Raw genomic sequence first — 12251 nt, forward strand, 5'->3', positions numbered from 1 at the left:
ATAAAGTATTCATATAAATCAATAAACAGATGAATATAATTAAATGCTTTTTTCTCATTATTATATTATTAATTGTATGAAACTTGGACTATAAATCTCAAATAAGGAATTAAAGTGCTAAATGAAACGCTTCAATCTGAATAATTTTAAAATAAGGACAAAATTACTTTTGATTTATGGCTTCTGTGTATTATTACCTATTATAGTAACAGATGCCATTATTTTGTATACCATGAATTCAAGTTATAAAAAAGAGAATGAAAATCATCTGACTAATACTATGGAGAGAGTTGAATATAATCTGAATAAAATCATAGAAGCAAGTATTAAGTTTACATATAATCTGTACACGGACAGCTTATTGGACGAATTTTTAAATAAGAAATATGATAATTATTTAGAGTATTATTATGACTATCGTAGGATGCTGACAAATAATAATTTTAGTTATAATTATAATTACGGTATGTTATATAAGATAATGATATATGCAGATAATAATACCTTAATAAATGGAGCCAATATAGGTACTTTAGATACCATCATTACAACACAATGGTATCAAGCGTTTGAAGAAAGTGGAAAAGAGATTCTATTATATACTTATTATGATGAGGGAAAACGTTTTATTCCGGGAAGCGGAAGCAGTAGAACCATCAGTATAATACGATCAATGGATCATTTTGGTTTAGGTATTAAGAAATTATTAAAAATTGATTTGGACTATAATCTAATGCAGAGAGAAGTCTTGAATGAAAAAATTGATGGAGTAATCTATGTAAGAAATCCCGAATATATCTTATTCTCTAATTTACCCGGAGCGGGTAGTACAAGAGATTATATACCAGCGAATACTGTAAAAGAAGACAATGTTACAATGAAAACAACATTCACAGCCGGAACTCAGGAATGGGAAATCTTAATATTTGCTGAAGACACTGCCTTCTGGCCCATGTTTTTAAAATCGAAGGGCTTGTTTTTCTTAGTGTTGTTTAATATTTTGTTCCCATCCGTTTTAATTTATTTTGTGGGACGCTCCATCAGTAAAAGACTATCAGTTGTAATGAAGTACATGGGTAAGGTAAAAAAAGAAAAGTTTGAAGTGATTGATATTAAAGAAGGAAAGGATGAGATTGGCAATCTAATACGAAGTTATAACCTAATGGTCATCAAAATTAAGGACCTAATTGAAGTTGTATTTAAGGGAAATGCTGAAAAGCAAGCCTTGGAATTATCTAAAAAACAAGCTGAATTAAAAGCTGTACAGAGTCAGGTCAACCCTCACTTTCTCTTTAATACATTAGAAACAATACGCATGAGAAGTCTCTTGAAAAATGAAACTGAAACTGCGGATATCATAGGCGAACTGGCAGTACTATTTCGAAAAAGCATGAACTGGGGATCTGATTTTGTAACAATAGAAGAAGAAATGACATTTGCTGAAAAATATATTAATATTCAAAAATATAGATTCGGGGATAAAATTAAATATTTTCAATATATCAAGGAGGAGTGTAAAAAATATTTGGTTCCTAAGCTATCCATTGTAACTTTTATTGAGAACGCATGTATTCATGGTATTGAAGCCTCTATAACAGAAGGTGTTATTTCTGTTACTATTACGAACAATGGTGATTTTATGTTTATCGAAATATCAGATAATGGAATAGGTTTTGAAAAACAAAAACTTGAGAGTATACGAAAAATGATTTCCAATGCTGATATAAAGATGTTGAATGAATCAAAAAGTACAGGCATATTAAATGCATTTTTAAGATTAAAAATGTATTGTGATGATAACATCTTATTTGACATTGATAGTGTTACACAAAACGGCACGGACATTATGATACAAATTCCACTCAGCTGTATGGATGGGATTTTTGCATAAATTTAAGATATTTAAAGGGGGATAAAGCAAGTGATTAAAGTAATGATAGTAGATGATGAGCCATTTATCCGGCAGGGTTTAAAAATACTTATAAACTGGGAGCAGTATGGATTTTCGGTATGCGGTGAAGCTTCAAACGGAGAAGAAGCCCTTTCGTTAATGAAAATTAACGAGTATGATCTCATTATAACCGATATAAAGATGCCACAAATGAATGGAATCGAATTAATTACTTATACATGTGAAAATATATCAAAAAATATACGATTTATCATTCTAAGTGGGTTCTATGAATTTGAATATGCAAAAAAGGCGATAAAGTACGATGTTGTTGATTATGTATTAAAACCAGTGCAAAAGGATGAACTAATAAGGGTACTGGAGGATTATAAAGTGCAATATTTTAGACAGGTTGAGCATCAGAAGAAACTTGAATTTTCTGAAAAGTTTGTCTTTGACCGATATCTGTCAGGATTGATTACCGGAGTTTATGATAATTCGGCAATTACCTATGTAGAGCAGTATCTAGCTGACATTATTAATGTTAGATATATAAATTTGGAATATGATCCCACTGAAGAAGAGTACAGACTTCTGTCACAAGAAAATAAGCTCCTAGCTCAGCGGTTGCTGTATAATTCATTAAAGGACTATCTAGGAGATTATTGGTACCATGCATATATGGAAACAGGTGGAAGTGATTCCGGGTATAGTGTCGGCTTTATCTATGTGAAGAAATTGGCAGAAGAGTCAGAAGCCACTGAAAAAGAATATATCTATAAATTATATAAGTCTCTAAAAAAAATCTTGTCTTATAAAGTGATTTTTTATATTGGTCAAAAGGTTGATACGATTGAACAGATAACAGAGTCATATAAATCTGCCACGATTGCTAAAACATTTCAACGTTTTTCTAAAGAAAAAGATATAGCTTATTATGATGAGATTGAAGGTTTGGTAAACCCTTCAATAAAACATTCGGTAGATAAAGAGTTGTTGGATGATTTAATACGAGCTATGGAAGAAAATGATATTGATTCGATTAACCAAAGAATTGATATTATTTATGAACATTTTAAGGAACTGGTTACAGAACCGGATTTTATTAAGATTAATTTGGATTATCTTTTATTTAATCTTATCAACCTGGCTAAAGAGTTGGACCCCGATTTTGACCAGGAGGAATTATATAAAATAATCAGTCAGGGAGGATACAATCAGATAGCAGTAAGAGGTAGTGTGAAACATTTTAAGGAATTTGCCCACGAGTTCTCCAATTATTTAAGTTTGCTTAGACAGCATGCATTTGGAGGTGTACTAGCCGATGTGGAAAGAGAGATAACGGAACACTACATGGATAATCTCAGCTTAAAATCCTTGAGTGAGAAATATTATATAAACAGTGCTTATCTTGGCCAGATATTCAAAAAACAATACGGTATTTCTTTTAAGGATTATTTGAACAAATATCGTATTGATCGGGCTGCTGAAGTTTTAATTCGTTCGGACGAAAAAATATATTTGGTTGCAGCCGCAGTCGGTTTTAATAACACAGATTACTTTATCAGTAAATTTGTCCAAATAAAAGGTATTACTCCTCTTCAATACCGTAAAAAATTTCTTACAAAGTAATTGGTATAAATTAATACTTTTTATATAATTTTTTATGTTTTATTCATACTTTGTATGTTGATGAATTTGTGCAATAATGATAGAATATTTTTAGCTATTTAGCTAATATTGTGCAATGTGGCTATTTTGTTGCATGATGGAGGAATAGTAAAAACGTATAGGGAGGAAACATCATGAAGAAATTCAAAACCTTGATTGCCGTTACATTGGTAATCTCAATGGTTGCTGTCCTTGCTGTAGGCTGTAAAAAGGAAGAGAAAGAAGCCGGCAACGATAAGAAAGAAGCAAAAATGTTTACTATGTTTAATGCTGTACCGGGAACCGAAATTCCGGATGATAACAGAATGTTGAATGTAATCAAAGAAAAAACCGGTGCTTGGGCTAAGATGACCTGGTTAACCGGACAAACAGCAGATGAAAGAATCGGTGTTATGATTGCTGGCGGCGACTATCCGGATTTTATCACCGGTGCTACCGGAACTCCTGCTTTGATTGATGCAGGTGCATTAATTGCAATTGATGAGTATTGGGATGATTATCCTAATATCAAGAATTACTTATCAGAAGAAGACTGGAATAAGGTAAGACATGAAGATGGACATATCTACCTGATGCCTCAATTTGGTATTATCCAGGGTAAAGATATGGCTACATATCATTGGGATATGGCATTCTGGATTCAGAAGGATGTCTTAATATGGGATAATTTCCCTCAGATTAGAACTATGGATCAGTACTTTGATTTGATCGCAAGATATCTTGAGGCTCATCCGACAACAGAAGATGGACAGGAAACCGTAGGTTTCTCCATGAGTACAGAGGACTGGAGATACTTTGGTGTTGAGAATCCTCCGTTGTTCTTACTTGGATATCCGAATGACGGTGCTTGTATCGTAGATCCTGAGACAGAGACAGCAATTGACTACAATACATTACCGGAAGCTAAGGATTATTATAAGAGAATGAGCCAGGCGTGGAATGATGGTTTAGTACATCCTGAGACCTATACCATGTCCTATGATCAATATATTGCATTATTATCCACCGGTAGAGTTTTAGGTACCTTGGATCAGAGATGGAACTTCAACACTGCAAATGAAGCTTTGGTTTCCGAAGGTAAGGTTGGAAAGACCTATGTTCCGTTGCCGATTACCTTTAATGAGAACATTAAGGACAGATGGCACAGCTCTCCCGCTCTTGATGTATCCAACGGTTTAAGTATAACAAAGAGCTGTAAGGATATTGAAGGTGCATTACAGTTTGTGAATGATCTTCTTTCTCCTGAAATTATGACCTTAAGATATTGGGGTGAAGAAGGCGTAGATTACGAAGTTGGCGAAGACGGCGTATTCTATAAGACTCCTGAGCAAAGAGCAAATTATGACAATCAGGATTGGGCAACCGATAACCTTTGCAAATATGATTATTTCCCTCATTATGAAGGCATGCTAGCTGACGGTATCAATGCTCAAGATCCTAAGAATCAACCGAACGAATTTTATGAAACCTTATATGATGTAGAGAAACAACTTCTTGATGGTTATGGTTACAAGACCTTCTTAGATTTCTTAAGCTCTGATGAAAAGAATGAACCTTGGTATCCGATGTGGTCAGCGACCAACGCATGGACCAACGATACACCGGAAGGTTTAGCTAAGACTAAGATTACAGATCTTAAGCATGAGTGGTTGCCTAAGGCAATGATGGCTCCTGCTGATGAATTTGATGCAATTTGGGATGAATATCAGGCTATCTATAAAGAAGAAGTAGATGTAGATGCTTATCTTGATGCATTAACTGCTGAAATCAGAAGAAGAGCAGCAGTTGCGCGTGGTGAATAATTATTTATAGGTAAAACCTTGATAGGGCTATTTTAGAATATCAACTGAAATTCATAAGGGTGTCTTAATGATGGTATCCGGAAGGATGTTCTTCCGATTATCCATTTAAGGCACCCTATTATTAAGACGAACATAATATATGTATTGCATTTAGGCTGAAAGTATATGACGGATAAGTATATGGCTTTACATATTTACAATATATTTTATTATGAAAAGTTAAGTGAATAGTAATGAGACTGGAGGCACTTAAATGAAAAAGCGCAAACCATATTATATTATCATAGCAATTTTTTGCTTTACAGCTATCTTTAATATATTTCTTCCTTATCTTAAACTTCCGGAAAGAGAACCCATAAACGGAAATAATGTTTTGGATCTGGAACAAGCGGCATTACGAAGCCATATTATTGATCGGGTTGCCAAAGAAGAAGGTATGAAGAAATCCCTTGTTACTAATATTGCTAGGAATATATTAAAAGATAAAGAATTCGAAGCAATTGTCAAGGATTTAAACGAAGAGCAATATTACATAGTTGATGTTATAACATCTGAAATCAATAACAAGGTAGCTCAATTAGAAAAACTGGATAATTTTAATGAATCTGAGTATTCATTCTTTGGTACGATAAAGTTGTCTGCCTCCATTATCAAGTATTTGGAACAGGATTTAATTGATTCGGTTCTTGTGATCTTTAGCATGATTAGCACGATTGTCCTTCTAGTTATTGGTGGTATCTATATGCTGATAACTAAGGGGTCAAAAAATTATGGAATGATAAGAAAATTATCCATAGCCACCTTATTGTTATCTTTATTGGGATTAATTAGTTCCAACGCTATCAGTATTGGGGCGTTACAGGTAAAGGAGTTCTACTCAAACAACTGGGGACCGGCATTTTTTATAATAATATTTATAAGTATATTTATCTGGTTGCTGGCTACCATTGCTTCCTACCATGAACAAGTAGCAGGATTTGTGACTTGGAGAATGGTTGTCAGACAGAAGCAATTAATCATTCTAGCCATCCCTTTTATTTTGTATGCATTTATTTTTAATTATTATCCTTTAGCAGGATGGACGATGGCATTTCAAAAATTCAGACCGGCCGCGGATCAACAGATGTGGGTTGCTTGGGATAAATTTAAATTCATATTTTCTAGTAGAGAATTTTTCGATGTATTCCGAAATACGGTTGCTATGAGTTTAATCAACTTGATATTTAGCTTCGTTTTTGCTATAGGCTTTGCTTTACTATTAAACGAAGTACGCTTTGTAAAAGGTAAGAAATTTGTTCAGACGGTTTCTTATCTACCCCATTTCCTATCATGGATAATCGTTGCCGGAATTGTTAGAGATGTATTGTCTATGGAAACAGGAATTATTAATGAACTAATGATAAAATCTAACATGATTGATTCGGCGATTAATTTCTTCGCTGATCCAAAATATTTCTGGTGGATTATAGGGTTTGCAGTTGTTTGGAAGGAGACCGGATGGAATAGTATTATTTATCTGGCATCTATAACCTCGATAAATCCTGACCTTTATGAAGCAGCTTCCATTGACGGAGCGGGCAGGTTTAAAAAAATGTGGCATATCACCTTACCGGGTATTAAACCGACAATTTTTGTACTATTAATTATTAATCTTGGTATGATTATGAATTCAGGTTTTGAAGCACAATACTTACTGGGAACCAGTCTGACGAAAAGAATGTCTGATGTTATTGATATCTATGTTCTTAATTATTCCTTCGGTGCAGGAGTTGATTTCTCCCTTGGTACCGCTGCAGGTATATTCAAGAGTGTAGTAAGTATTTTATTGATTTTCCTCGCCAACCGGGCTTCGAAGGCTGCAGGTCAAGAGAGATTATTCTAAGGGGAGGGAGAAAGCATGTTTAAAAGAAAAAAGAAGAAAAGTATAGCAGATATTATATTTACCATAGTAAATACAATTTTATTAACAGCGTTTTGTGTAGCGACCTTGTATCCTATTCTGAATACCTTAGCCGTTTCATTAAACGAGGGTATGGATGCTTTAAAGGGAGGTATCTATCTACTTCCCAGAAAGTTTACTCTTGAGAATTTTTACACTGTTATTAAAAGGGATAATTTAGCGACTGCTGTTAGAATCTCAGTTTTGAGAACAGTGATAGCAACTGTACTGCATATGTTTGTTACTGCAATGCTAGCTTACATCTTATCAAGAAAAGAATTCCTTTTCAAGAAACAGGTATCTTTATTTTATGTATTAACCATGTATGTGAATGGTGGTTTAGTACCCGTATTACTATTATTCCAGGACCTAAATCTTACCAACTCTTTCTGGGTATATATTGTGCCGGGTGCTGTTAGTGCTTTTAATATGATTGTGATTCGAACCTTTATGAACGGGCTTCCTGACAGCTTTGTGGAATCTGCACAGGTGGATGGCGCAGGACATATTAAGATATTCTTCCGGATTATCCTTCCACTATGTAAACCGGTTTTGGCAACGGTTGCGCTATTTATAGCAGTGCATCAATGGAATTCCTGGTTTGATTCTATGCTATATAATATTAATAGTCCACATCTGACAACAATGCAATTTGAGTTGCAAAAGCTTTTATCCTCAGTTTCACAGCAGCAGGGTAGTGCAAGTACGATGAAAAATGCTACGAACGCGGTGACTCCGGTTTCCATACGTTCGGCCTCAGCTATTTTAACCGCATTACCGATTGTGTGTCTGTATCCGTTCCTACAAAGATACTTTGTAACCGGATTAACGATCGGTGGCGTAAAAGAGTAGGGCTGATTACCGTTATTAGATAGGTTACTTTGAACGCTACCATGGGCGATGGTATACCGATATGTGTTTTCGACGCTTCCTACAGGAAATAACATCTGTCTGTTTCAATGCTGACATTAAAAACAATATGTCAGCCTGAAATGGAACACCTGCTATTGCCTGTATCGATGACGAAAAACATATCCGGTATACCGTACCCATGGTGGCGTTTTCATGTATTCGTATCTACAGAGACATATACCGTTAAGGTTTTCGACGCTTTCTACAGGCAATACTAACTGTCCGTATCAATGTTGACATAGAAAAGTAGTATTGTTTAAATGGTTAATAATAGTAGGAATAATTACAATCTTTTACTTGAAATATAGGGTAAGAACATATAGAATAAATAATAGTTTGTTTATCCGTTATGTGATATTGGAAAGTGTGATGTTTTACACTTTTTGAGATAAAATTCGGTTCGGGTTATTTACGAGCCGACAAATATGCTTAGGCGTATTTGAATAAGATACAGGAGAAGGTTAATAATGCGTATTGGATTACTTAGACATTTTAAAGTTAACTGTCCACATAAGAGGATGATGACCTCGAAAGAATTCATAGAATGGTCCCAAAAGTATGAAGTCTCGAAAGTGATAAAGAAAAAAGTTGAGATGTATGGTATTAAATGGGATGTCTGTTATGTCAGTGATATGCCCAGAGCCATTACTACGGCGAAAGAAGTATATGATGGCACCTTGAAAGTCGACAAGCTTTTAAGGGAAGTAGATATCGCACCATTTATACATACAGGACCAATTAAATTACCTTTTGAGTTATGGCATATCTGTGGAAGAATTGCATGGTTGTTCAGATCCAGGAGACAACCGGAAAGTATTAAAGGAACAAAGCAGAGAATTAATAAATTCTTAGACCGAATTGATTGGTCGAAAGATAATATTCTAATCGTTTTCCATGGATTTATGATTTACAATTTTCAAAAAGAACTCCGAAAAAGAGGTTTTTACGGAGATAAACTAAAAGTTATTAAGAACGGCGTATTATATGAGTATGTTAGAGAAGCGGTAAGGGATGAGTTAGAAGATGAGAATCTCACTGATTTGTGTGGGTAAGTTAAAAGAAAAATACTTGGTTCAAGGTGCTTTGGAGTATTCAAAAAGGTTAGGAAGGTATTGTAATCTGGATATCATTGAACTACCGGACGAAAAGACACCTGACAATGCAAGCGAAGCCATGGAGAATATCATTAAGAAGAAAGAAGGAGAACGTATCTTAAAATTCTTGAAAGAGGATTCCTTTTGCATTGCACTTGCCATTGATGGGAGTATGCTTACTTTTGAGGAACTGGCGGATAAGTTAAATCATCTCGGGATAACAGGTTCCAGCCATATCAGCTTTGTAATCGGAGGTTCTCTAGGGCTTTCGGATGAGGTTTTAAAAAGAGCTGATTATAAGCTTAGTTTTTCTAAAATGACCTTTCCCCATCAACTAATGAGAGTAATTTTGCTAGAACAGATCTATCGTGCCTACCGAATAAACACGAATCAACCCTATCATAAATAACAAATAAAATATGAAGTATATTAATATTATATATAAACGAATGCCGGCTGATGTTTTTCTGTAAGGAGTATAATAAATCCAAATAAGAAATAATCAGTCGGCATTATAAATTGACAAGTGAAGCGGCTGCCAGTTCATCTTGTTTAGAATAAATGTCAATCACTGTTTTTGTCTAGGATACCATTTGAAAATATGCAGTTATAAGTAATTAAAGTGCAAGGTTAATATTTAAGCTTTGTTTTACTTTTTCTTTCCCAATATTCTTTGATTCATCACTTGTTATTTTCTTATTTTTAACCATTCTTTTCACAACTTCCCTTGAGACACCTAACTTTTGACTAAGGATTTTATCAATACGGATATCGAAAGGATAGTTACACTCAATTACAAGTGGAACAGTTCCCTTAATGCTTTGCAGACTAATATTTTCTCCTATGATATCATACTGAAGATTATCATAAGAAATGACGGATTTGTTCTTAGAGTGTAATGTATGGTCAAAGGCATATTCATCGGCAAGTTCCGGGTCATTCTGGATGAATTTATGATAAAGAACTTTGTCAATTGTAGAAGATATTACGCGTGATAGTATTTCCATATTCCAGGTGGTGTTGCAATGAATGCAATGATAGATGAGCCATACATCCAGTTTGTTTTGGTTGGCATTCACTCGAAAAGTTCTACTGCTCATAAATTCAGTCTTGTTATTGCATTTTGAGCAGTGTTTGATAACGGTAGGCAGGCCTAAGGGGACTACCTTCCATTTTATAGTGTGATTCATATTTTTCGCTCCTTAAAAGAGCCGTATAAAATATGACGATAATATTCACGTAAGAAATGTTATTGATTCGAATAAATCCTGCGAAAAAATGTCCCTATAGCGTCTAATTACCAATATATCATATTATTAACGACTCTTACAAGTTATAAAGTTCATAGTTATTAACCCTTCCTATCCACTAAAGTAAAATAGAAGAGTTGAGTAGACATTGAGGACAAGAAATCATTGTCCCAATTAACTTTTATTAAAACCGGTAAGGATCGGGTGTTGTCATATAATATAACCTCCAAATTATTTCTATTGTAAGAATATCATCAATAGGATGGTACCGCCACCTTAAGTTTTTTTCTGATTAATTCATAAGTCAGACAATCAATCCATAATCTTTATTCTATTAACAATATGTAATGAATAACGGAAGCTAATTATATGAAAGGAGCGTAATAAATCGATTTATAGGTGAAAGAAAAGGATGCTATAACCTCGAACATTCTTAATAAGAAGTTTCGAGCTACAACACCCTGTAATTCATAGCACCCTAATTTACTTGTTTGCATTTCTTTTTTCATTTAAAATAATGCGTTGGATACTTTTCTGGGATAAATAATATTCCTCAGCCAATTCTGCTGTCGTAAATCCATTGATATAGTTACGATAAATCTCTTTATCCCTCTGCTTAATTTGAGTTTTATAACTTGTATTCTCACCCCAGTTTTTTCTGGTACCTTCTTTCTTTGGAATATATAGATATTGGCCGTCCGCATATTCTTGTACCAATCTTAATATCTCTCGGGGTAATACATATTCTGCCTTTACATAGCTCATTTTGCTCCTCCTAAAATATATTTCCGGAATGAGCAAAGGCTATTGAATTGATTATTTAATGCAATAGCCTCTGCTATGCATGCTTAACGTTGGTCATAAAATGCTCCTTTCTTACTATCAGTGTTGCTCTCCACAAGGAAGTGATTGATTTGTATATAGTTTACCATAATTATCTCATATTTACCAGAAAATAATAATTCCCAAAATACAATAAATATAAGAAATCACCCACCGGATTGGTTAGGCCCAATGAGTGATTTTATCAAGTGCTTTCATAATGATTATTATTGTGGTGAAAAACCAAAGTAATTTAAAATTCCGATATACATACCATAAGCAATCTGGTATTGGTTATTTCTAAGAATTTCTGCATCATGTACATTTGTCAGATACCCCATCTCAACTAATATGGAGGGCATCGTTGTTCTTCGTAATACATAAAAAGATTTGTTAATACGGATACCATTGTTTCTTAAATCCGTGTATTGTAGTATGCCTTCCATTACTTGCTGAGCTAGCCAGTAGGATTGTGTTCCGTATTCGTAAACATATACTTCAGCACCGTTAATAGCGGGGTTTACATTGGCATTAGCATGAATGCTGATGAAATAGTCAGCTGGCCATGCATTTGCCATACGGACTCTTTCAATCAGACTGGTAGAATTATCGGTTCCGAGTACTGTAGTGGGTGTGGGCCGGGATAACATAACATCAAATCGGGGGTCATTATCTAATAAATTAGCCAGGAAAACACCTACTTGATACGTGATGTTTTCTTCAATTAACCCATTACCTCTTGCACCGGTATTGTGGTAACCGGTTGGATTGTGACCTTGATCTATAAAGATATTAATAGCCAAAGAAACACTTCCTTTCATTTTACTATTACTATCTTATTCGAACGCTCTCTTTATGTTACTTCATATC

At 34.4% G+C, this 12251-nt stretch carries 10 protein-coding genes; 7 read left to right on the plus strand and 3 right to left on the minus strand.

What is annotated here, in order from left to right:
• Positions 1 to 232: 232 nt before the first annotated feature.
• From I5677_RS15115 to rlmH, 7 genes are all read left to right on the plus strand, one after another.
• A complete protein-coding gene (locus I5677_RS15115) occupies positions 233 to 1891 on the plus strand; it encodes a sensor histidine kinase (RefSeq protein WP_197662482.1) in 1659 nt (552 codons plus the stop codon).
• Between the two features lie 30 nt (positions 1892 to 1921).
• Positions 1922 to 3523 (plus strand): response regulator transcription factor, encoded by a 1602-nt coding sequence (locus I5677_RS15120; protein ID WP_197662483.1) that lies wholly within the window; start codon positions 1922 to 1924, stop codon positions 3521 to 3523.
• A 173-nt stretch (positions 3524 to 3696) separates the two neighbouring features.
• Positions 3697 to 5364, plus strand: a complete 1668-nt coding sequence (locus I5677_RS15125; protein WP_197662484.1) for an extracellular solute-binding protein — start codon at positions 3697 to 3699, stop codon at positions 5362 to 5364.
• 253 nt (positions 5365 to 5617) lie between these two features.
• Positions 5618 to 7246 carry an ABC transporter permease gene (locus I5677_RS17465; protein ID WP_330617941.1) on the plus strand — a complete coding sequence of 543 codons (1629 nt, stop codon included), beginning with the start codon at positions 5618 to 5620 and terminating at the stop codon, positions 7244 to 7246.
• Between the two features lie 15 nt (positions 7247 to 7261).
• A complete protein-coding gene (locus I5677_RS15135; RefSeq protein ID WP_197662485.1) occupies positions 7262 to 8155 on the plus strand; it encodes a carbohydrate ABC transporter permease in 894 nt (297 codons plus the stop codon).
• Positions 8156 to 8682: 527 nt separating this feature from the next.
• Entirely contained in the window at positions 8683 to 9267 is a 585-nt protein-coding gene (locus tag I5677_RS15140) for a histidine phosphatase family protein (protein WP_197662486.1), read from the plus strand.
• Positions 9239 to 9718 carry a 23S rRNA (pseudouridine(1915)-N(3))-methyltransferase RlmH gene (rlmH, locus tag I5677_RS15145; protein ID WP_197662487.1) on the plus strand — a complete coding sequence of 160 codons (480 nt, stop codon included), beginning with the start codon at positions 9239 to 9241 and terminating at the stop codon, positions 9716 to 9718. Before I5677_RS15140 ends, rlmH begins: the two co-directional genes overlap by 29 nt.
• A 208-nt stretch (positions 9719 to 9926) precedes the next feature.
• Here the strand turns inward: rlmH and I5677_RS15150 are convergent, their stop codons facing one another.
• From I5677_RS15150 to I5677_RS15160, 3 genes are all read right to left on the minus strand, one after another.
• The gene (locus I5677_RS15150) at positions 9927 to 10499 is read right to left on the minus strand and encodes a DUF1062 domain-containing protein (RefSeq protein WP_197662488.1); all 573 of its coding nucleotides are present in this window, start codon (positions 10497 to 10499) and stop codon (positions 9927 to 9929) included.
• A 543-nt stretch (positions 10500 to 11042) separates the two neighbouring features.
• Positions 11043 to 11324 (minus strand): CD3324 family protein, encoded by a 282-nt coding sequence (locus I5677_RS15155; RefSeq protein ID WP_197662489.1) that lies wholly within the window; start codon positions 11322 to 11324, stop codon positions 11043 to 11045.
• Positions 11325 to 11608: 284 nt separating this feature from the next.
• Positions 11609 to 12184, minus strand: coding sequence for an N-acetylmuramoyl-L-alanine amidase family protein (locus I5677_RS15160; protein ID WP_197662490.1), 576 nt, complete (start codon positions 12182 to 12184; stop codon positions 11609 to 11611).
• Positions 12185 to 12251: the final 67 nt, after the last annotated feature.

It is taken from the genome of Mobilitalea sibirica, assembly GCF_015999265.1.
Lineage (GTDB): Bacteria > Bacillota > Clostridia > Lachnospirales > Lachnospiraceae > Mobilitalea > Mobilitalea sibirica.